The organism is Pseudomonas sp. NPDC090208, assembly GCF_044746785.1.
Classification (GTDB): Bacteria; Pseudomonadota; Gammaproteobacteria; order Pseudomonadales; family Pseudomonadaceae; genus Aquipseudomonas.
Map to the genome: position 1 here is coordinate 74,596 of NZ_JBIVCU010000006.1, position 24,873 is coordinate 99,468.

Below are 24,873 nucleotides of genomic sequence, written 5' to 3' on the forward strand. Positions count from 1 at the left end.
AACAGATGGCCAATAGCTGCCATCGCAATCTGGATAGCGTCGGCAAGCTCCCGTGGAGGGATGCCCCGATCGGCAGTCATCAAGTTTGCCCGCGCCGCGCAAAGGGCGTGGACGACCCATGGAGGGAGACAATGGAGATCATCCGGCTAGAGGTCGATCACGACCTGTTCCGCTTGCTGAATGAAGCTGCGGACAGCCATCAACTGACCCTTGAACAGGAATGCCTGAGCCGACTGAGGAATGACGGCAGGCGTTCATACTACTTGCAGGCGTTGGTGGCCGAGTTGCGCGCCGATGATCAGCAGCGGCGCGCGGCGAGTCATTGAGCCTTACTTTTTCTTCGCTGGCGGCTTGGCCGCGCAATCAGCTGCCTTGATCTCCTGAGTGGTGATCGGACGGTTGGTCTTGTACTCGGAGAATTGGTAGCGAAGGATCGCGCCCTTGGCCATCAACTGGCGATAGCCGGCGTTGTGGCAGACGCTGGCGCCCAACTGGCCGCGAACGAGGTCCGGGTTCTCGCGCATTTGAGCTGCGTGGCCGGCCTGTACGCTCAGGTGGTTGATCAGCATGTTGCCTTCGACGGTGTAACCCTGATCGAGGATGTCCTCGTTGATCGCGCGCGGTGTGCCGACACTGCTTTCCTTCGCGACTTTTTCCAGCATCTGGCTCAGTTCGTAATCCTGCTTGGACGCCGCGTTGGCGCACAGCGGAGCGACGAGCAGAAGCGTGAGGGTGGGAGCGATGAAGCGCAGCATTGGATTCTCCGGGAGCAGTGGAAGGTGGTGCTGAGGCTGGCCGTTGGACCGGTGACAGGCACAAGCGTTCACTGGTGATATTCAGGCGTTCAAGGCCCGGCAGTATAGGGGAGTCGCCTCGGCGGACACCAGTGAACAGGCCGCTTCTGATAGACTGCGCCGACTTTTTTCCTGCCGGATGTCCATCGTGTCGCTGTCTTTTTGCCGCCCGATCCCTTTGCCCGGGCGGTGCTTGTCATGAGCCATGCTGTTTTCCGCCTGCGCGCCGAACGGCTGGCGCGCAGCACCAAGCCTTTCATTGCCCGTGGCTCACGCGCCCCGCGTTGCCCGCAGTGTCGAGTGATCGAGAGCTACTGCCTGTGCGCCTGGAAGCCATCGGTTCAGGCGCGCTCGGCGGTGTGTCTGTTGATGTATGACACCGAGCCGCTGAAACCGACCAACACCGGCTGGCTGATTGCCGATGTGATCAAGGACACCGAAGCGTTCGGCTGGTCGCGCATAGAGGTCGATGAGCGTCTGCCAGCGCTGCTCAATGATCCGCAATGGCAGCCTTACATTGTCTTCCCGGGCGAGTTCGTCGAGCCTGAGCGGGTGGTGACCGAGGTGCGAGTGGCTGACGGCAAGCGCCCGCTGTTCATTCTGCTCGACGCGACCTGGCCGGAAGCGCGCAAGATGTTTCGCAAGAGTCCGTATCTGGATCACCTGCCGGTGCTGAGTCTGGAGCCGGAGCAGATGTCACGTTATCGCCTGCGCCGGTCGAAGCGCGACGATCATTTCTGTACGGCAGAGGTGGCGGCGCTGTGTCTGGAGCTGGCCGACGATCAGCAGGCCAGCGGTGTGCTGGATGCTTACCTGGATGTGTTCAGCGCACATTATCTGGGCGCGAAGTTCCAATTGCCGATTGATCCGGATGACGCGCCCCATAGCTATCTGAAGCCGTATCTGTAGCAGCCTGCCAGACAGCCAGGAGTGTTTTCAGGTCTGCGCGAACCCTGTGGGAGGGAGCCCTGCTCGCGAAGGCGGAGTGTCAGTCAGCAGAGTAATCGCTGATCGACCGCTATCGCGAGCAGAGCTCCCTCCCACATCAGATCATCCGTATGTCTGGTAAGTGGAAGCGATTTCGGGGAGGGTCAAGAAACAACACGCTCCGCCTTTTTCGGCCACAATTGCGCCAGCAGCATACCCGCCAGCATCAGCGCACAGCCCGCATAACCCCGCGGTTGCAGCGCTTCGCCCAGCAACCACGCCCCGGCAATCGCCGCGAACACCGCTTCGAGCGACAGAATGATTGCCGCATGGGAGGCGATGGCGTCTTTTTGCGCGACGACTTGCAGGGTGTAGCCGATGCCGACCGCGACCACGCCGCCATACAGCAGGGCAAGGCCAGCGGCAACGATGGCAGCCAGCGAGATCGGCTCGAAGATCAGTGCCAGAATCAGGCTCACCAGCGAACAGGTGACGAACTGCAGAAACGCCAAGCGCACCGGATCATGACGGCTGGCGAACAGGCCGACCAGAATCACGTGCCCGCCCCAGACGAACGCGCCGATCAATTGCAGCCAGTCGCCGGACGCGACATGAAAGTCATCGCCGACACTGAGCAGAAACATGCCGAGCACCGCCAGCACACAGCCGAGCCAGGTGCCCATGCCCGTCTTGTGGCCCAGCAAAAGGCCCAGAAGCGGAACTACAATCACATACAGCCCGGTGATGAAGCCGGAGTTGGTCACGCTGGTGAACAGCAGGCCGACCTGTTGCAGATTGATGCCCAGCGCCAGGGCGATGCCCATGGCGACACCGCCTTGCAGCAGGCCGCGAGTGAGCAGGGGCTCAGGTGCGGGGCCTTTGGCGGGGCGGCGAAGGATCAGCGGCAGCAGACATAGAGAGCCCAGGGCGAAGCGCAGGCCGGAAAACAGATACGGGCCGATATGATCCATGCCGGCGGTCTGTGCGACGAATCCGGAGCCCCAGATCATTGCGGTCAGCAGCATGAGGAGGTCCGCTCGCAGGGCGTGTTTTTGCATGATGGCACTCTACTGGTCAGGGCCGCAGACTGTGCCGTAAAGCGCCACGCTTGACCACCCCGGCTTCGCTGGGCATTCTTGGCGCCGCAGACAGGGCTGAACACCGCATTCTGTCTGATTTCCACGCGGTTGCGCCCGGTTGGCGCGCTGCGCATCGACTGGCATTTAGCGATGCCATTGCGGGAGCCGAATCCGTCGGCATCCGCTTATAAACAGGATCATGAAATGACCTACGACATCCTGATCGCCGACGACCATCCCCTGTTTCGCAGCGCTCTGCGTCAGGCGCTGACCCTTGGCCTGGGGCCTGACGCTCGTCTGGTCGAAGCCGACAGCATCGCCGGTCTGGAAGCGCGTCTGACTGAAAAGGCCGATTGGGATCTGGTCCTGCTCGATCTGAACATGCCGGGTGCCTACGGTTTTTCCGGGTTGGTGCTGCTGCGTGGGCAGTACCCGCAGGTGCCGGTGGTGATGGTGTCAGCCCAGGAAGAGGCAGCAGTCGTGGTCAAGTCTCGCGAGTTCGGGGCCAGCGGCTTCATCCCTAAATCCAGCTCGCTGGAAACCATCCAGCAAGCGGTGCGTACGGTGCTCGACGGCGATGTCTGGTGGCCGCCGCAGGTCAATGAAAGCGTCAGCGTTTCGGCGGAAGCCAAGGCGGCCAGCGAAGGCCTTGCCAGCCTGACACCACAACAGTTCCGCGTGCTGACCATGGTCTGCGAAGGTCTGTTGAACAAGCAGATCGCCTATGAGCTGAATGTGTCGGAAGCGACCATCAAGGCCCACGTCACCGCGATCTTCCGCAAATTGGGTGTGCGCACGCGTACTCAGGCTGCATTGCTGCTGCAACAACTGGAATCGATTGCGCCCAACTGAGTCCGGGCGCCCTGCGTCTGTTTCGGGCCTTCGACGGCTGCTCTTCACACTTTTTTGACTGCCGTCGGACTAGCCTCCACCGTCTTCATTTATCAGTAGTCCGCCTTATGACGTCGCCTTTCAAAGGTCAAACCGGCCTTAAACGCATCCTCAACGCTTCTGGTTATTCCCTCGACGGTCTGCGCGCTGCCTTCAAAGGCGAAGCCGCGTTCCGCCAGTTGGTGCTGCTCAATGTCATCCTGATTCCGCTGTCGTTCTTCTTTCACGTCAGCCGTGGTGAGCACGCGATTCTGATTGCAGTCTGCCTGCTGGCGTTGATCGTCGAGTTGCTCAACTCGGCGATTGAAGCGGCGATTGACCGGATTTCTCTGGATCGCCATCCGCTGTCGAAAAACGCCAAGGACATGGGCAGCGCTGCCCAGTTGGTGGCGTTGACCATGATTGCCGTGGTCTGGGCGTTGATTTTGTTGGGGTGAGACAAAGCCTGCCTGCAATGCCTCTTTTGATTCTGGGCGAAGCCCGTGGGAGGGAGCTCTGCTCGCGATAGTGGTAGATCCGAAACCACAATGTCGACTGGCATGACGCCATCGCGAGCAGAGCTCCCTCCCACAGGGTATGCGGGTTGTCTATTCAGGCAATACTCGGCAAAACGATCTCGTCACTGCGGCTCACGCCAGCGGTGAACGACCGGCACAGATCGAGAAACTCGCGGATCGCCGAGGTCTGGTACTTCTGTTTGTGCCAGATGAAATAGAACTGCCTCACCAGATCCAGCTCCGGGGTTTCCACCGCCACCAGACTGCCGCGTCGGAAAGCGTCGCGCAGCGCCAGGCGGGAAATGCAGCCGATCCCCAGACCTGATTCGACCGCGCGCTTGATCGCTTCGGTGTGTTCCAACTCCAGCCGCACATTCAGGCTGTTGAGATGATGACGCATGGCCTGATCGAACGTCAGGCGTGTGCCCGAACCCTGTTCTCGCAGAATCCACGCTTCCTGCGTCAGTTCCTTCAAGGTCGCTTGACCGCGTTTGGCCAGCGGATGCTGCGGCGCGCAGAACACCACCAGCTCGTCTTCGACCCAGGTTTGTACTTCGATGTCGGGGTGGCTGCAGTCACCCTCGATCAGGCCCAGGTCGATTTCATAATGGGCCACCTGCTGCACGATATTGGCGGTGTTCTGCACATGCAGCTTCACTTGGCTTTCCGGGTGGCGCTGCATGAAGCTGCCGATCAGCAGGGTCGCCAGATAGTTGCCGATGGTCAGCGTGGCGCCCACGGCCAGCGAGCCGAAACCGGACTTGCCGTTGAGCAGATCTTCAATCTCTTTGGCCTGGTCGAGCAGGGCGACGGCCTGTGGCAACAACTGGCGTCCGGTGGCGTTCAGGCTCAGGCGTTTGCCGGCGCGATCGAACAGCTGGCAACTGGACTGCCGTTCGAGTTCGGTGATGGAGGTACTGGCCGCCGATTGCGACAGCGACAGTTGCACAGCCGCGCGGGAAACGCTTTCCTGCTGGGCCACGGCGACGAATACCTGGAGTTGACGAAGCGTGAATCGCATATCTATATAACCGATAACCCATATCTTGATAATCCAGTTAACAGATATTGTGTCTGCCACTAGAATATCGCGCAATGGCGCCTTGACCGGTGCATGCAAATTTTCAGGAGTTCCCACGTACCATGAGCAACATGAATCACGAGCGTGTCCTCAGCGTCCACCACTGGAACGACACCCTCTTCAGTTTCAAGTGCACCCGTGATCCAGGTCTGCGCTTCGAGAACGGTCAGTTCGTCATGATCGGTCTGCAGCAGCCGAACGGGCGCCCGCTCATGCGTGCCTACTCCATCGCCAGCCCGAACTGGGAAGAGCATCTGGAGTTCTTCAGCATCAAGGTGCCGGACGGCCCGCTGACCTCGCAGTTGCAGCACCTGAAAGAAGGCGACGAGATCATCATCAGCAAGAAGCCTACCGGCACGCTGGTACTCGATGACCTCAAGCCCGGCAAACACTTGTACCTGCTGAGCACCGGCACCGGTCTGGCGCCGTTCATGAGCGTGATCCAGGACCCTGAAACCTACGAGCGTTTCGAAAAGGTCATCCTGTGCCACGGCGTGCGCTACGTGAACGAAGTCGCCTACCGCGAGTTCATCACCGAGCACCTGCCGCAGAACGAATTCTTCGGTGAAGCGCTGCGCGACAAGCTGATCTACTACCCGACAGTGACTCGCGAGCCATTCGAGAACGAAGGTCGTCTGACTGACCTGATGCGCAGCGGCAAGCTGTTCAGCGACATCGGTCTGCCACCGATCAACCCGCAGGACGACCGCGCCATGCTGTGCGGCAGCCCGAGCATGCTCGACGAAACCAGCGAAGTGCTGAACAGCTTCGGCCTGACCGTTTCGCCACGCATGCGTGAGCCGGGTGACTACCTGATCGAACGCGCTTTCGTCGAGAAGTGATACATCGGCCTGCCGCAAGGCAGGCACTGAATCCGACCCATCGTGGATGAATCGCTCGCACAAGGTGTGGGAGCGAATTTGTCCGCGATCGAGTCAGTACAGGCTCTGGCAACTTCAGGGTCTGAAAAAAACCGCCTGGAGGTCACGGACCAGGCGGTTTTTTTGTGGGCGTTGAAAAGGTGCCTGCCTGGAGGTGGACACTGTCTTTGTAGCAGTCCGGCTTGCCGGCGGTGACACCCTTGAGATCGCTGCCGCCAGCAAGCCGGACTGCGACAGAGGGCTCAATGGTGTGGTGTCTGGCATGACGCCTTCGCGAGCAGGGCTCCCTCCCACAAAAGCCGTCTGTCCGGCTATGACTACGCGGATTTGTGGCTGGGAACGACTTCCAGCACCCGAATCTGCCCGGCCTGCGGGTAATGCCAGCGTACGTCGAGATCCCAGAACTGCGCGCCGTAACGACGTTCCGGTGTCGGCACCTGATAGGCCGGACGCGGGTCTTGGGCCAGGCATTGCTCGATCAGCTCCACCAGCGGTTCGCCCAGACGCAGAGCATGATCGCGGGCCTGTAACAGTGCCGGGTCATCCCAATCCACGGGGATCAACTCGGGCGCCGCAGCTGCCATGTCGTTATGGGCGTCGGCAACAGCATCGGCATAAGGCACGTACGGCTTGATATCGAGCACCGGTGTGCCGTCCAGCAGGTCGATGCCGGACAGCCACAAGCGACCAGCCTCGACCTTCTCCAGACGCACCACCGACTGCCCGATACTGTTGGGGCGGTGAGTGGCGCGGGTGGCGAATACGCCCATCGACTGATTGCCGCCCAGGCGCGGTGGGCGCACCTTCAGGCGCGGCTTGTCTTCCAGCGCCTGATGAAACAGAAACAGCAACCAGACATGGCTGACCTGCTCCAGCCCCTGTACCGCGTCGCCCTGGTCGAAGGGTGGCAGCAGTTCCAGTACTCCGCGTGCGGCCGGCGCCAGTTGCGGCTGGCGCGGGATGGCGAATTTCTCCTTGAAGCAGGAGCGCACGAAGCCGACGGGGGAGACGTTGTAGCCAGAGTTCACAGGGCAGGGCTCATCGAATGACCGATCGTGCTCAACTGCGCACGCGCAGGGTCAGGCCGCGCAGGAAGTTGCGCAGCAACTGATCGCCACACGGACGGTAGTTGTTGTGACCGACCTTGCGGAACAGCGCGCTCAGCTCCGGTTTGGACACCGGGAAGTCAACGGCCTTGAGGATGTCGTGCAGGTCTTCCTCTTTCAGCTCGAACGCCACGCGCAGCTTCTTCAGGATGATGTTGTTGGTGATTGGCAGCTCGATCGGCAACTGCGGACGGCTTTCGTCCTTGCCGCGCTTGAAGAACACCAGACCATCCAGAAAATACGCCAGCACTTCATCGCTGCACGGCTCGAAGCCTTCTTCTTCGTCCTTTTTCATCCAGGCCATGACCTGAGTCTTGCTGGTTTCCAGACCGCCCAGGCGGATGATGTCTGCAACCTTGCCGTCGCTGATATCCAGCATGTAACGGATGCTGCGCAGTACGTCGTTGTTCATCATGATGCGTAATCCTGTATGAGCGCGCGCAATCGGGCGCGGCGCTGAGAGAAAGGCTTAGAACTTTTCCTTGTCGGTCATGTAGCGCCACTGGCCTTCGGGCACCTTGCCGATGGACACGCCGCCGACGCGAATGCGCTTCATCGACACGACCTTCAGGCCCACCGCTTCGCACAATTGGGCGATGACGCCGGGCTGCGGGTTTTTCATGGCGAAGCGCAGACGGGTTTCGTTCTGCCAGCTGGCCTTGACCTTGGGCAGTTCCTTGCCTTTGTAAGTCATGCCGTGATTCAGGCGGTTGAGGCCGTGGGCGACCATTTCGCCAGCCACCTCGACCACGTATTCCTGTTCGATCTTGCTGCGGTCATCGGTGAGCTTGCGCAGGATCTTCCAGTCCTGGCTGAACACCATCAGGCCACCGGCGTTGGCTTGCAGAGTCGAGATCGCTTCCTGACGCAGGAAATGGCCCTTGAGCGGACGCTTGCCGAAGCTGTGTTCGGCCGACAGGCTGGCCGGGCTGATCAGCGGCAGGGCGCTTTCCGGGGACATGCCGGCGGGTACGTTGAACAGCAGGGTCACGGCTTCCGGAGTCACGGCTTTGGCGTCCGGGCTCAGCGCGACGGTCTGCTGATCGACCTTGAACTGCGGCTCGTCGACGACGACACCGTCTACGGTGACCCAGCCACCCTCGATGAACAGCTCGGCCTCCCGGCGGGAGCAGCCGACCAGCTCGATCAGGCGTTTGGAAAGGCGAATGGGGTCAGTCATGAGAAAAGCCGTGGCAGCAGGAAAAGGCGCCTATTGTACCCGTGCAAGCACCGTTAATCGCGGCAACATTGAAAATGCCCGGCGAATACGCCTCCATTCGGAGGTTTTTTACCGGGGCAGCGAGGGTTTGCCCTGATTCTCACTTTGTCCGGAGCTTCTACATGAGCAAATGGCTACCCGCGCTGCTGATGAGCGTCAGTCTGCCGCTGATGGCAGCGCAAACGCCGTCCTATGGCCCGCAACTGGAAGGGTTCCAGTACCCGTTCCCGGCGCAGGATTTCAGTTTCGACTCCCAGGGCGCCCAGGTGAGGATGGGCTACATGGACGTCAGGCCGAGCGGTACGCCCAATGGCCGCACAGTGGTGATGCTGCACGGCAAGAACTTCTGCGGCGCCACTTGGGAAGGCAGCATCAAGGCCCTGACGGCGGCGGGATACCGCGTGGTGGCGCCGGACCAGATCGGTTTCTGTCGCTCCAGCAAGCCGGCCGACTATCAATACAGCTTCGAGCAACTGGCGCAGAACACCAAGGCGCTGTTGGCTCATCTGGGCATCGACCATGTCACCGTGATGGGGCATTCCATGGGCGGCATGCTGGCAACCCGCTTTGCCCTGATGTACCCGGATCAAGTCGACCAGTTGCTGCTGGTCAACCCGATTGGTCTGGAGGACTGGAAAGCCAAGGGCGTGCCCGACCGCAGCTTTGACGACTGGTACGCCCGCGAGCTGAAGACCAGCGCCGAGAGTATCCGCAAATATCAGCAGTCGACTTACTACGCCAATGAATGGCGGCCGGAGTTCGATCACTGGGTCGACATGCAGGCCGGGATGTTCAACGGCAAGGGCAAGGAAGAAGTGGCGCGGGCCTCGGCGCAGACCTACGGGATGATCTTCAACCAGCCGGTGTTCTACGACTTCGAGAAGCTGAAGATGCCGACCGTGCTGTTCATCGGCCAGAAGGACAACACCGCCATCGGCAAAGACGCTGCGCCGGAAGAGCTGCGCAAGTCGCTGGGTAACTATCCCGAGCTGGGCAAGGCTGCGGCCAAACGCATTCCGCAGGCCACGCTGGTGGAGTTCGCCGGGCTGGGGCATGCACCGCAGATTCAGGACCCGCAGCAGTTCAACCGGGTGTTGCTGGAGAGCTTGAAGCGCTAATGTGCTCGCCGCTGTATAACCGTCACCGCTAGACCTGTAGGAGCCGGCTTGCTGGCGAATGCGTCGGTTCAGTCGACATTGATGTGTAAGGCAAGGCGCGTTCGCCAGCAAGCCGGCTCCTACATTGTTACCTCACCTTCCTGCGATGCATCCGCAACATCGGATACGGCCGCCCCAGGCCGTCCACCTCTGAACGTCCCACCACCTCGAAGCCCTGTTTCTCGTAGAACCCCAACGCCTGCGGATTCTGTTCGTTGACGTCCAGTTCGTTCACCTGGAAGTGCTCGATGGCGTAGTCCAGCAACTTCTTGCCCAGGCCCATGCCACGGTAGTCAGGATGGATGAACAGCATCTCCAGCTTGCCCGGGCTGGTGCCGCCGAAACCGGTGATGTGCAGCTGCGAATCGCGGGTGCAGAACAGACTCACCGTGTCCAGATACTGCGTCTCCAGCAGGTTTCTCAGCAGGGCGATGTAGTCATCCGGGAGGAAATCGTGAGTAGCGCGCACGGAGGCTTCCCATACCCGGGTCAGCTCGGCGTAATCGTGTGGCTTGGGCAGATAAATGACCGAGTGGTGGGTCATGGTGCCGCGTCTCCTTGTTCTTTCTGGTCAGTCCTTAATGTGATGACAATAGCCAGAAAAAACAAACCCCGCCGTTTGACGGGCGGGGTTCGTTGAAACATCAGCTCGCCGCCACAGCGTCAACCGCTGACCTGTGAGAGCGAGCTTGCTCGCGAAGCGATTTCAGACCGGCTCGGCCCACAGGTCGTACTCATCGGCATCGACCACGCGGCACAGCACCTTGTCGCCCGGCTTGAGGTCGCGGTCGCTTTCGACGAACACGTTGCCGTCGATTTCCGGCGCGTCGAAGAAGGAACGGCCGACGAAGCCTTGTTCGTCCACTTCGTCGATCAGCACTTCGATTTCCTTGCCGATCTTCATCTGCAGACGGGCAGCGCTGATGGCCTGTTGATGGGCCATGAAGCGGTCCCAGCGGTCCTGCTTGACGTCATCCGGCACGATCGGTGCGTCCAGCAGGTTGGCTGGCGCGCCTTCGACCGGCGAGTACTGGAAGCAGCCGACGCGGTCCAGCTGCGCTTCGGTCAGCCAGTCCAGCAGGTACTGGAAATCTTCCTCGGTTTCGCCGGGGAAGCCGACGATGAAGGTCGAACGGATGATCAGGTCCGGGCATTGCTCGCGCCATTTCTTGATGCGCGCCAGGGTCTTGTCTTCGAACGCCGGGCGTTTCATCAGCTTGAGGATCTTCGGGCTGGCGTGCTGGAACGGGATGTCCAGGTACGGCAGGATCTTGCCCTCGGCCATCAGCGGGATGATCTCGTCCACATGCGGGTACGGGTAAACGTAGTGCATGCGCACCCACACGCCCAGCGAGCTGAGCGCCTGGCACAGTTCGGTCATGCGGGTCTTTACTGGCTGGCCGTTCCAGAAACCGGTGCGGTATTTGACATCGACGCCGTAGGCGCTGGTGTCCTGGGAGATCACCAGCAGCTCCTTGACGCCGGCCTTGACCAGGCGCTGGGCTTCGTCGAGCACGTCGCCGACCGGACGGCTGACCAGCTTGCCGCGCATCGACGGGATGATGCAGAAGCTGCAGCTGTGGTTGCAGCCTTCGGAAATCTTCAGGTAGGCGTAGTGGCGCGGGGTCAGCTTGATGCCTTGTGGCGGCACCAGGTCGATCAGCGGGTTGTGATCGAGCTTCGGTGGGGCGGCGTCATGGACGGCATTGACCACCTGCTCGTACTGCTGTGGACCGGTCACGGCCAGCACGCTCGGGTGCACGTTGCGAATGACGCTCTCGTCCACACCCATGCAACCGGTGACGATGACCTTGCCGTTTTCTGCCAGGGCTTCACCGATGGTGTCCAGAGATTCGGCCTTGGCGCTGTCGATGAAGCCGCAGGTGTTGACCACCACCACGTCGGCGTCTTCGTAGGTCGGCACGACCTGATAGCCTTCCATGCGCAGCTGAGTGAGGATGCGCTCCGAATCGACGAGCGCCTTCGGGCAACCCAGAGAAACGAAACCGACCTTGGGGGCGGCAGGCGTGGTAACGGTGGACATTGACTAACCTCGGCGTAGGTGTGCCCGGGCGACTGGCCAAGGGCACCGACTGGGCGCTTGGGGCGCCTCTGATCAAAAAGTGCGCAATTCTAGCGATCAGTCGAACGATTGACCAGTGTTATACCGAGAATTACGACGAGTGCTGCGCTATGCTTCGCCGCGTTGAGACCGACGGCCCTTGTCGGTGGGTTTCAGCGGAATTTACTGCAGCGCTCGGGGTCGATCCGACAGCGGCGGTTCGCAGTGCACGAGTCATGTTTCAGGAGTGGTAAATGGGTCACGCAACGAGTCAGGCAGAGACCGGACAGCATTCAGCGAAACCGTTGAGCCTTTTGGTGGCGGCGGTAGGGGTGGCATACGGCGATATCGGCACCAGCCCGCTGTATACGATCAAGGAAGTCTTCGCTGGCGGCTATGGCGTGCAGGCGGGGCACGATGCGGTGCTGGGGATCCTTTCGCTGATCTTCTGGGCGCTGGTGTGGGTCGTGTCGTTCAAGTACATGGTGTTGGTGTTGCGTGCCGACAACGACGGCGAGGGCGGCATCATGGCCCTGACTGCGCTGGCGCGACGTGCGTCGGCGAAATACCCGAAGCTGCAGGCATCGATGATCGTCTTTGGCCTGTTCGGTGCGGCGCTGTTCTACGGTGACAGCATGATCACCCCGGCCATTTCGGTGTTGTCGGCGGTCGAGGGGATGGAGCTGGCTTTCGACGGGCTCGATCACTGGGTTGTGCCGATTGCCCTGATCGTGCTGGTCGGGCTGTTTCTGATCCAGCGCCACGGTACGGCGCGGATCGGCGTGCTGTTCGGCCCGGTGATGGTGACCTGGTTTGTAGTGCTGGGCATTCTCGGCATTCACGGCATCATCCGTCAGCCGGAAGTGCTCAACGCGGTCAATCCGGCGTGGGCCGTGCGCTTCTTCATCGCTCATCCGGGCATTGGTGTAGCTGTGCTGGGCGCGGTGGTGCTGGCGCTGACCGGTGCCGAAGCCCTGTATGCGGACATGGGCCACTTCGGTCGCAAACCGATCTCCCGCGCCTGGTTCGGGCTGGTGCTGCCGGCGCTGGTGCTCAACTATTTCGGTCAGGGTGCGCTGGTTATCGAAGACCCGGAATCGGTGCGTAACCCGTTCTATCTGCTGGCGCCGAGCTGGGCGCTGTTGCCGCTGATCGGCCTGTCGACGCTGGCGACCATTATCGCCTCGCAGGCGGTGATTTCCGGCGCGTTCTCCATGACCTTGCAGGCCATCCAGCTCGGTTACATCCCGCGCATGTACATCCAGCACACCTCCAGTGATGCCCAGGGGCAGATTTACATCGGTGCGGTGAACTGGTCGCTGATGGTCGGCGTGATCCTGTTGGTGCTGGGGTTCGAGTCGTCCGGCGCGCTGGCTTCGGCGTACGGTGTGGCGGTGACCGGCACGATGCTGTGCACCACGATTCTGGTGTCGTCGGTCATGCTGCTGGCCTGGCGCTGGTCGCCGTTCGTGGCGGTGCCGATCTTGCTGGGCTGCCTGTTCGTGGACGGTATGTTCTTCGCCGCCAACGTACCGAAGGTGGTGCAGGGCGGTGCGTTCCCGTTCCTGGCGGGTATCGCGCTGTTCATCCTGATGACCACCTGGAAACGCGGCAAGCAGCTGCTGGTGGAGCGTATCGACGAAGGTGGCCTGCCGCTGCCGATCTTCATCAGCAGTATCCGCGTGCAGCCGCCCCACCGCGTGCAGGGCACCGCCGTGTTTCTCACTGCGCGCCCGGACGCCGTACCCCATGCGCTGTTGCACAACCTGCTGCACAACCAGGTGTTGCACGAGCAGGTGGTGCTGTTGACGGTGGTTTACGAAGACACGCCACGGGTGCCGGCGGCCCAGCGGTTTGAGGTCGAGGCGTATGGCGAGGGCTTCTTCCGGGTCATCCTGCACTTCGGTTTCATCGACGAGCCGGATGTGCCGGCAGCGCTGAAGCTGTGCCATCTGCCTGATCTGGACTTCAGCCCGATGCGCACCACTTACTTCCTCAGCCGCGAGACCGTGGTGTCGTCCAAGCTGGTGGGCATGGCGCGCTGGCGCGAAGGCCTGTTCGCGTTCATGTTGAAGAACGCCAACGGCAACCTGCGGTTCTTCAAGCTGCCGTTCAACCGAGTGATCGAACTGGGCACGCAGGTGGAGATGTAAACCATCCCTTGTGGGAGCGAATTCATTCGCGAGAGGCCGGAATGTCCGATACACATTCTTCGTCTGGTCCGTCGTCTCGCGAATGAATTCGCTCCCACAGATGATCGATGCCAGCAACGGGGCAAGATCGCAGGATCATGTGGCTTTTTGCAGGCATAAAAAAATCCCCGCAGCCATCGGCTAGCGGGGATTTTTTATGGGCGGGACTTACTCCGCGCTGGCCGACTCTGGCGCTTCCTTGCCTTTCCACTTGTCGATGACCGCGATCAGGCGCTTGGCCAGCGCCGGGTAGTCCTCGTCGAAGTGGTGGCCACCGGGCAGTTGTTGCTTCTGACCTGGAGCGGTGGCTTCGGTACAGCCGCTTTCGTCCTTCTCTTCCACGCCATAGACGCAGAACACCTTGTCGCCCGGCAGCTTGGCCATTTCCGGGCCGGTAGCGGCTTCTTTGCCGGAAGCGCCGAGCCAGCCTTCCACGGCGATTTCAAAGCTGCCGCTGCGAGCGAAGGCGAGCAGAATGATGCCATCGACGCGGGCCTTGTCTTCTTCCGGCAGGCGGTTGTAGATCGCAGGCAACACATCGGCGCCGAACGAATAGCCTGCGAGCACGAAGTGCTTGGCACCCCATTTCTGCCGGTAGTGCGCCATCAGTTCACTGAGGTCGGTGGCAGTCTGCTCCGGCGATTTGTGTTCCCAGTAGTAGCGCAGGGTGTCGATGCCGACCACCGGGTAGCCGCCCGATTTCGCCATGTCGCCTGCCACGTCCTTGTCCAGGTCGCGCCAGCCGCCGTCACCGGAAAGGAACAGGGTGACGGTGTCCGATGGCTGGCTCGAAGGCACTTCCACCACCGGGATGTTCAGGCCGCCGTTGGCGTCATCGGCGATCAGCAGATGACGGACTTCGGTGTTGAGAATCTGCGGGTACTTGATGTCGTAGTCGCTGATTTTGGTTTCGGCGTTAGGGGTATCACGCACGAAGACAGCGGTGTCGTCATCCGGACCGTCGTTCCAGGCCACGGTCCATTTGCCATGGGCAGCGGCTTTCGGCGGTGGAACCTTGCAGTCCGGCTGATTGAGGACGAAGTTCACCGAAACCGCCTGCGCCTTGTCGTTGTTCTGGCTGGCCAGCCAGTCCCAGGCGACCGAGCCGCCGGCGCTGATGCCTGCGACTACGTCCGGAGCGCCGTCGAGCTTTTGCAGCGCAGCGTTGAACGTCTTTGTCTGCAGCGTGCAGTCGTCTTTCGGCAAAACGACCTGGATGACTTGCGCCGAAGCGTCGTAGCTCAGGGCCAGGACCTGTTTTTCGGTCAGCGCGTCTTCGGTGGTCACGGCCAGGGCCACGCGGGTCTTGACCTTGGTCGACGGGGTGGCACGGATCAGTGCCGAGCCGTCATCCAGGGTGATGCGTTCGAGGGTCGGTTGCGCGGCAGGGCGGTTCCACAGCCAGAAGCCCAGCGCGACTATCAGAATTACCAGGGCTGCGAGCAAAAAGCGCCAGTAGCGTTGAATCATCAGCGTTTCACCAATCCAGTCAGGCCGCCTGCGATCAGGGCGGCGGTATCGGCCAGTGCCACCAGCGGATCCAGTCCGGCAGGCACGGCCATGTAACGGGGCTCCCAGTCCGGCTGGAACTTGTCTTTGAAGCGGCGCAGGCCCTGGAAGTTGTAGAGCTGCTCACCACGGGTGAAGACCATCGAGCCCAGACGCTGAGTCAGCGGTGCGCCGCGCCGCGGCTGCAGGCCGGACAACGGCACCATGCCCAGGCTGAAGCGGGCGTAGCCTTCTTTTTTGTAATGCAGGATCAGGCCGACCATCATGAACTCCATGGTCAGCTTTGGCGCATCCGGGTGCGAACGCATCAGGTCCAGGCTCGCGATTTCATTGCGCGAGGTTTCCAGCAGGTTGGAGAACGCAACCGGCTTGCCCTGGAAATGCACGATGGCAATGCGGAAGTGCTTGAGGTAGTCGAGGCTGAAACGGCCGAGGGAGAAACCTTTCTCGCGCACGTTCTTGCCGGTCAGCCAGGCATCGGAAATCACTTTCAACTCGTCCATCGGCGCCTGGCCGACTTCATAGATCTCCAGCGACAGGCCATCGCGTCCACCGCGGTTCCAGGTGTAACGCAGGTCCTTCATTTCCTTGCCCTTGGCGTCGATGTCGAAGTCGAGCAAGTTGACCCGTGCCTCTTCGCCGAGCTTGATCGCGGTCAGGCCGATGTCCATGTAGAACGGCAGGTTCTCGGCGCGTACCTGATAAAACACCGGACGGGCGTGGTGCACGTCGCAGAGGTCGCGAAATTGCCAGATCAGTTCGGCGCGTTGCTGGGTCGGGCCGATCGGGTCATACAGCGCCACCAGGCTGCGGCCACGGTGGGCGTACATCAGGAAGGCGTTGCCCTCCGGGTGCATCAGCACGGCCTTGTCGCCAGTCAGCACCAGACCGCCGTCAGGCTGGTTGGATGCCTTGATGATCGCGGCGGCCTTGTTCAGCTGTTCTTCGTCCGGCAGGTCGATCACCGGGCGCGCGGTGCGCAGCAGCCAGGTCAGCGAGACGATCACCAGCAACACCGCGCTGCCCAAGGCCGAACGCAGACCCCGTGGTGCGTCGGCGTCGAGGGTGAATTGCCACCACAGCTGATGGCTGTACGGAACGTCTTGATAGGCGAACAGCAGCAGCCAGAACGATGCACCCAGCACACAGATACTGGCGACCAGATACAGCGGCGAAAACGGCAGTTCCAGCAGGCGGCTCGGACGATAGAAGGATCGGCGGAAGACGGCCAGCAGACAGGCGGTCAACAGCAGCAGGCTGGCTTCTTCCCAGTCGAACCCCTTGAGGATCGACAGCACGGAGCCGGCGAACAGCAGAATGGTGGTCAGCATCCACGCCGCCGACAGGCGCCGACGCAGGCCTTGGGCCAGCAACAGGCAGAGCACACCGATCAGGCTGGCGCCGAAGTGCGAGGCGTCGATCAAACGGTGCGGAATCAGGAAGCCCAGGCTTTCCAGGCGGGTATCGATTTCCGGTGTCGCGCCGGAGAACAGCAGCACCACGCCGGAGAGGAATACCAGCAGAGCGAGGATCGGAGCCCCCAGGCCCGACGCCACGCGGATGGCCTGGCGGGCAAACAGCAGGCGCTTGGCTTCGCTGAACAGCAGCACCAGACAGGCCACCAGCAGCGGCAGCAGAACATAGATCAAGCGATACAGCAGCAGAGCGGCCGCCAGTGGCGCCGCGCCGAGTTCATCGGCAAAGGCGGTGAGCAGAATCGCTTCGAAAACACCGACGCCACCGGGTACATGGCTGAGTACGCCTGCGGCCAGGGCCAGCAGGTAGACCAGCAGAAACGCGCCGAACGGCGGTGCCGAGGGCAGCAACAGATACAGCACGGCCGCTGCGGCAGCTACGTCCAGTGCAGTGATCACCAGTTGCATCAGGGTCAGGCGCAGACCCGGCAGGCGCAGAGTGCGGCGGCCGGCGCGGACCAGCAGGTTGTGCGGGATCGTCTGTTCCGGCAGGCGACGACGGTACACCGCCACACCGAGGATCAGGCTGAATGCCAGTACTGCAACGGCAATGGTTGCCAGCAGCGGCACGGGCAAGTGCAGGGCCAGCGAGGCGGCAGGCAGATCGCTCAAGGTGGCGAGGGCTGCCAGCGGAGGCAGGGCACAACCCAGCGACAGGCTGGCGAACAGGGTCATGTGGGCGACTTCGCCGGCGCCCAGACCCAGGCGCGAATACAGGCGATAGCGGACCGAGCCGCCGGAAAGCATGGACAGGCCCACGGCATTGCCGATGGCGAACGCGCAGAAACCGCCCATCACCAGCGTTTTTGCTGGCAGGTCGACATTGGCATAGCGACTGGCAGACCACTCGTAGCCGAGCAGGATGGTAAAGCCGATGGCGGTCGCCAGCAGGGCGCCGCCCAGCGATGGTAAAGGAACGCTGAGCAGGGAATCCTGCAGGGCGTAGATGTCCAGCTCCATCAGCATGTGCCGACAGGCGATCAGTGCAAGGGCGAACAGCAGGATGGTGATACCAACGCCGATCGGCTGGCGATATTTACTGATCAGCTCACGGACGCGCGGCCGGGCAGGAGGAACCGAAGGATTCTCTTGGACGGCTTCGTGGGTGTCGGATGGGTTGGCGCGCATCAATCACTCCTTGGATCGTGCGCGACAGGATGGGGGTATACAGCCAAGTTACCAATCCCTACGCAAAAAATAATTCAGGATGTTAGCGCTTGAACGTCTAACGGGCGAATACGACGACTAAGATCCGGTGACCATTCAGTCCAGGTTCAGCTGTTACTCAGCATATCGGCCGACGGGGAAAAAACTATCGCGGCCAGCAACATACAGTTACAGGCCGACGGTGAAAAGTTTGTCCAGGCCTCGAAATGTGACAAGCATATATCCACGCCGTTCGGATGCTTTTTCCGCGGGCAAAAAAAAGGCCACTCTTTCGAGTAGCCTTTTTTCAGACGTTTGGTTGCGGGAGCCGGATTTGAACCGACGACCTTCGGGTTATGAGCCCGACGAGCTACCAGGCTGCTCCATCCCGCGTCTGTGAGGCGGCATTCTACAGAGGAACGACAGGGTGTCAATCTTTAAACGCCAGGATCGACAAAATAACCGCATTCTTTCTGTTGATACGTCTAAGTGGCGGTCGGACAAGGCTTTTATCGCGACGCGCTGCGGGGCAGGGCGCCATCATTGATGAAAGATATTTCATTCATGTGAACGGCCATGTTTTTCGTGCGCGCAAAAAAAAGGCCACTCTTGCGAGTGGCCTTTTTCAGACGTTTGGTTGCGGGAGCCGGATTTGAACCGACGACCTTCGGGTTATGAGCCCGACGAGCTACCAGGCTGCTCCATCCCGCGTCTGTGAGGCGGCATTCTACAGAGGATCGACAGGGTGTCAACCTTTTGCTGAAGAAAACTGCTTTTTCTTCAAATGCTTAGCAAGGCGGATCGGCCGGAGAGGGCCGGTCCCCTGCGGCTGTGTGCCTTTTTTGCCGAGTGGGTCATGTGGGATTGATGTGTGATACTGCGTCATCCGTTTCCTCCGACAGCCTGTCATGCCGCAACGCAAAATCATCCATATCGACTGTGACTGCTTCTATGCTGCCATTGAAATGCGCGATGACCCGCGTCTGGCGGGCAAGCCGCTGGCGGTGGGTGGCTCGGCGGACCGGCGGGGGGTGATTGCGACCTGCAACTATGAAGCACGCGCCTATGGCGTGCGTTCGGCCATGTCGTCCCGACACGCGCTTTCGCTGTGCCCGGATCTGACCATCGTCAAACCGAGAATGGATGCCTATAAAGAAGCGTCGAAGGAAATCCACACCATCTTTCGCGATTACACCGATCTGATCGAGCCGTTGTCGCTGGATGAGGCGTACCTGGACGTTTCCGACAGCAGCCATTTCGCCGGCAGTGCTACCCGCATTGCTCAGGACATTCGCCGCAGGGTTTCCAACCAGCTGCACATCACCGTATCGGCGGGGGTGGCGCCCAACAAGTTTCTGGCCAAGATCGCCAGTGACTGGAAAAAGCCCAACGGGCTGTTCGTCATCACGCCGGATCTGGTCGAAGACTTCGTAGCGCAGTTGCCGGTGGCCAAGCTGCATGGCGTCGGCAAAGTCACGGCGGACAAGCTGGGGCGGCTGGGGATTAGCAGCTGTAACGACCTGCGTGAGTGGAACAAGCTGGCGCTGGTGCGTGAGTTCGGCTCTTTCGGCGAGCGGCTGTGGAATCTGGCGCGAGGGATCGACGAGCGGCCTGTGCAAAACGACAGCCGCCGTCAGTCAGTGAGCGTGGAAAACACCTACGACACCGATCTGCCGGATCTGGCCAGTTGCCTGGAAAAATTGCCGGCATTGCTGGAAAGCCTGAATGGGCGGATCGCCCGTATGGATGGCCTTTACCGCCCCGGCAAACCCTTCGTGAAGGTCAAATTCCACGACTTCACTCAAACCACCCTTGAACAGGCTGGTGCGGGGCGCGACCTGGACAGCTACGAGTATCTGCTGACCCAAGCCTTCGCACGCGGCGACAGGCCGGTGCGATTGCTGGGGATCGGGGTGCGCCTGCACGATCTGCGTAGAGGTCACGAGCAGTTGGAGCTGTTCGACTGAACCGGCGTTACTCGCTACCTGCCGGAACAGCCACCAGACGGCCAGCGTCCTTGGCTAGCGCTCGCAGGAATTCGTGCTGCAACTGCGGGTCGTTCCGGGTCATTTCGATCAGCGATTGTTCAAGGTCACTGGCTTCTTCTTCAAGACCCAGCTCCGACAGGCGCTTGACCCGGTGTACCCACTGACCGACTTCGTCGTCTTCGAGGTCGTCATAAATCAGGTCGTGGGCTTCGATCAGTTTTCCACGCAAGGATTTGCTCAGTGGCAGGCTGGCGTTGGCTTGCACATGCGTCTGGTCGTCCTCCACCCGGATGCCCAGTTGAGTGACGTGACTCAGATCCTGTTCGGCAAACGGGCTGTCCAGCAGGTTGACCCGCAGTATGCCGTTGCGATCGGTAGTGAGTTCGCTGGTTTCCTTGCCGGTCTTGATTTCAACCGGGCCTTCGCTCCACGGCAGGCTGGAATGCTCGACGCGATGGTCACGCTGGACTTCGTCGATGCTCGCCAGGTTCTGCTGGGCACGGCCATGGGAAGGGGCGTTCATGAACGGGTTGATGCCGGCCACGCCGTAGCTGAGCCAGTCCTTGGTGACGCTGTCGGGCAGACTGCCGAAGGTCAGGACGTTGACCACATTGGCGCCGACACCGGCAACGATCGCCACGGCGCCCAGGGGAATTTCATAGATTTCCCGCCAGGGCTGATACGGCGTGTAGCGGTCGTAGTGGCGGGTGACTTCGAATTCGGTAATGTCGAACGTCTTCAGTTCGTGGATGCGTACGCGGCGCTGTGGCAGTTCCAGGGTTTTCGGCTCGCCGACATCGATCTGGAAACTGTGATCGAGCAATTTGCGCTCGACACGCTCTTCATGCTCGCTGCGTTGAGACAGATGATTGGCGCAACCACTGACAAACAGACTGCCGCACAACACGGCACCTGCGAGACTGGAGGAACTTCGCTTGAACATGAGATCTCTTGGACAGACAGGTCAATGAAGGCGCACCCACCGGGGTGGGCGCGCCATCGACTCAGCGGTTGCAGCGGTTCTTGATGAACGACAGCACGTCGGCGATCGGCAGAGCCTGGGCTTCGGACTCGGTACGGCTCTTGTACTCGATGGTGCCGTCGGCCAGACCGCGGTCGCTGACCACGATGCGGTGCGGGATGCCGATCAGTTCCATGTCGGCGAACTTGATGCCCGGGCTGGTTTTCTTGTCGCGGTCATCCAGCAGCACGTCGAAACCAGCGGCTTTCAGTTCGGCGTACAGCTTGTCGGTGGCCTCGCGCACAACCTCGGTTTCATAACGCAGCGGTACCAGTGCGATCTGGAAAGGCGCCAGTGCCTCGCTCCAGATGATGCCGTTGTCGTCGTAGTTCTGCTCGATGGCAGCGGCCACCACGCGGGATACGCCGATGCCGTAGCAGCCCATGGTCAGGGTGACCGGCTTGCCGTTCTCGCCCAGCACCTGGCACTTCATCGCATCGCTGTACTTGGTACCGAGCTGGAAGATGTGACCGACTTCGATACCGCGCTTGATGATGACCTTGCCCTGACCGTCCGGGCTTGGATCGCCTTCGACAACGTTGCGCAGGTCGGCAACGGTCGGAACCGGCAGGTCGCGCTCCCAGTTCACGCCGAAGTAGTGCTTGTCGTCGATGTTGGCACCGATGCCGAAGTCGCTCATCAGCTCGACCGAGCGGTCGATGATGCATGGCAGTGGCAGGTTCAGCGGGCCGAGAGAACCTGCACCGGCACCGATGGCGGCGCGCAGTTCGGATTCGGAGGCCATGACCAGCGGGCTGGCGACCTGTTCTAGGTTGGCGGCCTTGATCTCGTTGAGTTCGTGGTCGCCACGGATGATCAGGGCGATCAGCTTGCCTTCTTCAGCCGCGTGTACGACCAGCGTCTTGACGGTCTTCTCGATCGGCAGGTTGAACTGCTCTACCAGCGCCGCGATGGTTTTCGCGTCCGGCGTATCGACCAGGCGCAGCTCCTCGGTTGGGGCAGGGCGGCTGGTTTCCCGTGGCAGTGCCTCGGCTTTTTCGATGTTGGCGGCGTAGTCGGAAGTATCGCTGAAGACGATGTCGTCTTCACCGGACGCTGCCAGTACGTGGAACTCATGGGAGCCCGCGCCACCGATCGAGCCGTTGTCCGCAACCACAGGGCGGAAGTTCAGGCCCAGACGGGTGAACACGTTGCAGTACGCCTGGTGCATGCGGTCGTAGGTTTCCTGCAGGGAGTCCTGGGTCGCATGGAACGAGTAGGCGTCCTTCATGATGAATTCACGACCACGCATCAGGCCGAAGCGCGGACGAATCTCGTCACGGAACTTGGTCTGGATCTGGTACATGTTGATCGGCAGCTGCTTGTAGCTGTTCAGCTCGTTGCGTGCCAGATCGGTAATGACTTCCTCGTGGGTCGGGCCTGCGCAGAAATCGCGGTCATGGCGATCCTTCAGGCGCAGCAGCTCGGGGCCGTACTGCTCCCAGCGGCCAGACTCTTGCCACAGTTCTGCCGGCTGGATACCAGGCATCAACACTTCCAGTGCGCCCGCTGCGTCCATCTCTTCGCGCACCACGGTTTCAACCTTGCGCAGCACGCGCAAGCCCATGGGCAGCCAGGTGTAGAGACCCGAGGCCAGTTTGCGAATCATGCCGGCGCGCAGCATCAGCTGATGGCTGATCACGACCGCATCGGAAGGCGTTTCTTTTTGTGTGGCGAGCAAATATTGACTGGTACGCATGGTCGGCCGTTGTCGGTTGCTTTAACTGGGAAATGACCCGGCATTGTACGGTGGTGATACGGTCGAGTACAGGGCGGTGGGGCAGGCTGAGGCGCGGGATTTGCGGCTTTGCGGCCATGAAAAAGCCCGGCACTGGGCCGGGCTTTTTTATAACGAGTGTCAGACAGTGCGATTACAGAACCGAAATCGGGTAATCGACGATCAGACGGAACTCGTTGACATCGCCTTCGCCCTCGTCCGTGTTGGCACGGTGGAACGCTTGACGGATGCGGAACGACAGGTCTTTAGCCGGGCCGGTCTGAACGACGTACTTGGCCTCGACGTTGGTCTCGTGATGGCTGCCATCAGAGCCGTACAGGCCGGTGTAGGTGCTGTTGGACGGAGTATGGGTACCGTCGATGTCAGTACCGCTGACGTAACGGGCCATGAAGCTCAGGCCAGGAACGCCGTACGGAGCCATGTTCAGGTCGTAACGGGCTTGCCAGGATTTCTCGCCAGGACCGTTGAAGTCGGAGTACTGGATGGAGTTGGCCAGGAAGATCGAGTCGCCACCGCGGTTGTTGTCGCCGATACCGATGTAGTCGAACGGCGTATTACCGTTAACCTTCTGGAATGCCAGGGTCACAGTGTGCGCAGCCAGGAACGAGTAAGCGGCGGACAGCGAGAACGCGTTGTTGTTGATGTCGCCAGCTTTCTTGCTGCCGGTATCCTGGGTGTTGTAGTAGTTGACGTCGAAGGCCAGGGACTGGTCGTCGGTCAGTGGCAGCGCGTAGTTCACGTTGCCGTAGTACTGGTTCCACACGTCTTCCAGTTTGTTGTAGTAGAACGCAACACCCAGGTTGTCGGTGACGGAGTACTTGCCGCCGCCGTAGGTGGAGGACTTGGAAGTCACGCCGGCGTAGGTTGCCCAGATGTCGCCGTTGCGGTTGGTTTCGTCCTGGCTGGTGCCCGAAGTGAAGCGACCTGCTTCGACGTCGAGACCTTTGATCTCGCTGCTTTGCAGGGTCACGCCGGTAGCGGTCTGTGGCAACAGGCGGGAGCCGCCGACTGCGAAGACCGGGTTCTGCGGCTGCATGTCACCGATTTTCAGTTCGGTTTTCGAAATGCGGAACTTAACAGCGCCACCGGCCTTGCCGAAGCTGTCTTCGTTGCGGCCCTGGCTGTCGGTAACCAGGTTGCCCGAACCGGAGTACTTGTCGGAACCGTCAAGTTTGAAGCCTGCGTAACCGAATGCGTCGACACCCACACCGATCAGACCTTGAGTGTAACCGGAGCTGAAGTTGCCCCAGAAACCTTGAGTCCAGTCCTTGTCGTCTACTGCACCGTTCATTTTGTCGCGGTTGTAGTAGTAGTTGCGAGCCTTGAGGTCCAGCTTGCTACCTTCGACAAAACCAGTCGCTTCGGCCTGATCGCTAACAAATGCTGCAGCCGATGCCAATTGGGTACTGGCCGCAGTAACTGCCAGGGCGATTGCGCTCCACTTCATCACTCTCATCGTGACTTTGCTCCTTTGGTTTTAAGAAGAGTACTGCCGTCCACCTGTTTTTTTATCTGGGCGGCTCTTTCTTTTTGGTGTCGGCGAAACTTATAGCACGCTGACATTATTGGCGATAGTTACGAACCTATCCTTTCAATTTCTTTACGGCCGTGTCGCAAATCAGCTGTGTCCATGTCGCTATTGAACAGCTCCTTAAACTAAAGACGTACAACCGCCGTAGTACTTTTCGAGAGGTCTGGCCCTGATCCGCAGAGAGTCAGGTCCTGCCTTTTTTCGAACGCCCCCAGAGCCTGTCGCCATTTTCTTGTGATCGAAGCCTGACCTCCTGGCCGGTGCATTTCGATCCTGTGTGTGACAAAGCAACAAGCGTGCACAAAGTTCCCGTGGGGTTGAAAAAAATGTCGAAAGCGCGGTGTTTACCTTCGATTTATTTCGTAACTGCATGATTTTTAAAGATAAAAAAATTACAAAAAATCTATCGTCGAAGCCCATGTGCAGGAGATTACCGGTCAAAAATGTCACTGGCGTTACCTGTTACCGTCGGCAAGTGAGTAAATTTTGGATATTGGCTGCGAAACCTGCCGGCCGAGTGAGTCGTTTTGGTGCATCTGTCCGGTGATTTGCCTGAAACTGGTACGCACGTACAGATGA

21 protein-coding genes and 2 tRNA genes are annotated in these 24,873 nt (G+C 60.4%); 8 read left to right on the forward strand and 15 right to left on the reverse strand.

All coding sequences use genetic code 11. The annotated features are described in order from the left end of the window. The first annotated feature begins 131 nt into the window (after positions 1–131). Complete coding sequence (locus ACIPL0_RS12440; RefSeq protein WP_400596943.1) at positions 132–326, forward strand: hypothetical protein; 195 nt, start codon at positions 132–134, stop codon at positions 324–326. A 3-nt stretch (positions 327–329) separates the two neighbouring features. Here the strand turns inward: ACIPL0_RS12440 and ACIPL0_RS12445 are convergent, their stop codons facing one another. Next, positions 330–755, reverse strand: coding sequence for a quorum-sensing-regulated virulence factor family protein (locus ACIPL0_RS12445; RefSeq protein ID WP_400596944.1), 426 nt, complete (start codon positions 753–755; stop codon positions 330–332). A 237-nt stretch (positions 756–992) separates the two neighbouring features. Between ACIPL0_RS12445 and ACIPL0_RS12450 the strand changes: the two genes are divergently transcribed. Continuing rightward, complete coding sequence (locus tag ACIPL0_RS12450; RefSeq protein WP_400596946.1) at positions 993–1,703, forward strand: tRNA-uridine aminocarboxypropyltransferase; 711 nt, start codon at positions 993–995, stop codon at positions 1,701–1,703. A 182-nt stretch (positions 1,704–1,885) separates the two neighbouring features. Here the strand turns inward: ACIPL0_RS12450 and ACIPL0_RS12455 are convergent, their stop codons facing one another. Continuing rightward, positions 1,886–2,779 (reverse strand): DMT family transporter, encoded by an 894-nt coding sequence (locus ACIPL0_RS12455; RefSeq protein WP_400596947.1) that lies wholly within the window; start codon positions 2,777–2,779, stop codon positions 1,886–1,888. Positions 2,780–3,004: 225 nt separating this feature from the next. Between ACIPL0_RS12455 and erdR the strand changes: the two genes are divergently transcribed. Both erdR and ACIPL0_RS12465 read left to right on the forward strand, forming a co-directional pair. After that, complete coding sequence (erdR, locus tag ACIPL0_RS12460; RefSeq protein WP_400596948.1) at positions 3,005–3,652, forward strand: response regulator transcription factor ErdR; 648 nt, start codon at positions 3,005–3,007, stop codon at positions 3,650–3,652. A 107-nt stretch (positions 3,653–3,759) separates the two neighbouring features. After that, entirely contained in the window at positions 3,760–4,128 is a 369-nt protein-coding gene (locus tag ACIPL0_RS12465; protein ID WP_400596949.1) for a diacylglycerol kinase, read from the forward strand. Positions 4,129–4,282: 154 nt separating this feature from the next. On the opposite strand, the gene ACIPL0_RS12470 is transcribed toward ACIPL0_RS12465, so the two are convergent. Next, a complete protein-coding gene (locus ACIPL0_RS12470) occupies positions 4,283–5,209 on the reverse strand; it encodes a LysR family transcriptional regulator (protein ID WP_400596950.1) in 927 nt (308 codons plus the stop codon). Positions 5,210–5,331: 122 nt separating this feature from the next. Here ACIPL0_RS12470 and fpr point away from each other — a divergent pair, with 122 nt between their 5' ends. Further along, positions 5,332–6,111, forward strand: coding sequence for a ferredoxin-NADP reductase (gene fpr / locus ACIPL0_RS12475; protein WP_002554680.1), 780 nt, complete (start codon positions 5,332–5,334; stop codon positions 6,109–6,111). A 356-nt stretch (positions 6,112–6,467) separates the two neighbouring features. Here the strand turns inward: fpr and tsaA are convergent, their stop codons facing one another. The 3 genes from tsaA to ACIPL0_RS12490 are packed head-to-tail and all read right to left on the reverse strand — an operon-like array spanning position 6,468 to position 8,436. Next, on the reverse strand, positions 6,468–7,178 hold the full coding sequence (gene tsaA / locus ACIPL0_RS12480) for a tRNA (N6-threonylcarbamoyladenosine(37)-N6)-methyltransferase TrmO (RefSeq protein ID WP_400596951.1): 711 nt from the start codon (positions 7,176–7,178) through the stop codon (positions 6,468–6,470). Between the two features lie 31 nt (positions 7,179–7,209). Continuing rightward, entirely contained in the window at positions 7,210–7,671 is a 462-nt protein-coding gene (locus ACIPL0_RS12485; RefSeq protein ID WP_400596952.1) for a DUF1456 family protein, read from the reverse strand. Between the two features lie 54 nt (positions 7,672–7,725). Continuing rightward, a complete protein-coding gene (locus ACIPL0_RS12490) occupies positions 7,726–8,436 on the reverse strand; it encodes an rRNA pseudouridine synthase (RefSeq protein WP_400596953.1) in 711 nt (236 codons plus the stop codon). A 161-nt stretch (positions 8,437–8,597) separates the two neighbouring features. Here ACIPL0_RS12490 and ACIPL0_RS12495 point away from each other — a divergent pair, with 161 nt between their 5' ends. Beyond that, a complete protein-coding gene (locus tag ACIPL0_RS12495; protein WP_400596954.1) occupies positions 8,598–9,593 on the forward strand; it encodes an alpha/beta fold hydrolase in 996 nt (331 codons plus the stop codon). Positions 9,594–9,720: 127 nt separating this feature from the next. On the opposite strand, the gene ACIPL0_RS12500 is transcribed toward ACIPL0_RS12495, so the two are convergent. Together ACIPL0_RS12500 and rimO are read right to left on the reverse strand one after the other, a co-directional pair. Further along, positions 9,721–10,176, reverse strand: coding sequence for a GNAT family N-acetyltransferase (locus ACIPL0_RS12500; protein WP_400596955.1), 456 nt, complete (start codon positions 10,174–10,176; stop codon positions 9,721–9,723). Positions 10,177–10,338: 162 nt separating this feature from the next. After that, on the reverse strand, positions 10,339–11,676 hold the full coding sequence (gene rimO, locus ACIPL0_RS12505; RefSeq protein WP_400596956.1) for a 30S ribosomal protein S12 methylthiotransferase RimO: 1,338 nt from the start codon (positions 11,674–11,676) through the stop codon (positions 10,339–10,341). 272 nt (positions 11,677–11,948) lie between these two features. On the opposite strand from rimO, the gene ACIPL0_RS12510 reads away from it, so the two are divergent. Beyond that, positions 11,949–13,847 (forward strand): potassium transporter Kup, encoded by a 1,899-nt coding sequence (locus ACIPL0_RS12510; protein ID WP_400596957.1) that lies wholly within the window; start codon positions 11,949–11,951, stop codon positions 13,845–13,847. Positions 13,848–14,054: 207 nt separating this feature from the next. Here ACIPL0_RS12510 and ACIPL0_RS12515 read toward each other — a convergent pair whose 3' ends face one another. The 4 genes from ACIPL0_RS12515 to ACIPL0_RS12530 form a co-directional block, all read right to left on the reverse strand. Further along, a complete protein-coding gene (locus ACIPL0_RS12515; RefSeq protein WP_400596958.1) occupies positions 14,055–15,356 on the reverse strand; it encodes an AcvB/VirJ family lysyl-phosphatidylglycerol hydrolase in 1,302 nt (433 codons plus the stop codon). Beyond that, on the reverse strand, positions 15,356–17,998 hold the full coding sequence (mprF, locus tag ACIPL0_RS12520; RefSeq protein WP_400596959.1) for a bifunctional lysylphosphatidylglycerol flippase/synthetase MprF: 2,643 nt from the start codon (positions 17,996–17,998) through the stop codon (positions 15,356–15,358). Before mprF ends, ACIPL0_RS12515 begins: the two co-directional genes overlap by 1 nt. A 334-nt stretch (positions 17,999–18,332) precedes the next feature. Beyond that, positions 18,333–18,409: transfer RNA gene (locus tag ACIPL0_RS12525), tRNA-Met, on the reverse strand. Positions 18,410–18,650: 241 nt separating this feature from the next. After that, positions 18,651–18,727 (reverse strand) — tRNA-Met (locus ACIPL0_RS12530). A gap of 197 nt (positions 18,728–18,924) precedes the next feature. Here ACIPL0_RS12530 and dinB point away from each other — a divergent pair. After that, positions 18,925–19,983 carry a DNA polymerase IV gene (gene dinB / locus ACIPL0_RS12535; protein WP_400596960.1) on the forward strand — a complete coding sequence of 353 codons (1,059 nt, stop codon included), beginning with the start codon at positions 18,925–18,927 and terminating at the stop codon, positions 19,981–19,983. 7 nt (positions 19,984–19,990) lie between these two features. Here the strand turns inward: dinB and ACIPL0_RS12540 are convergent, their stop codons facing one another. The 3 genes from ACIPL0_RS12540 to ACIPL0_RS12550 form a co-directional block, all read right to left on the reverse strand. Next, positions 19,991–20,947, reverse strand: coding sequence for a hypothetical protein (locus tag ACIPL0_RS12540; protein ID WP_400596961.1), 957 nt, complete (start codon positions 20,945–20,947; stop codon positions 19,991–19,993). A gap of 61 nt (positions 20,948–21,008) precedes the next feature. Then, complete coding sequence (locus ACIPL0_RS12545; RefSeq protein WP_400596962.1) at positions 21,009–22,724, reverse strand: proline--tRNA ligase; 1,716 nt, start codon at positions 22,722–22,724, stop codon at positions 21,009–21,011. Between the two features lie 172 nt (positions 22,725–22,896). After that, positions 22,897–24,219: an OprD family porin gene (locus tag ACIPL0_RS12550; RefSeq protein ID WP_400596963.1), complete on the reverse strand. Its 1,323-nt coding sequence runs from the start codon at positions 24,217–24,219 to the stop codon at positions 22,897–22,899. Positions 24,220–24,873 lie beyond the last annotated feature (654 nt).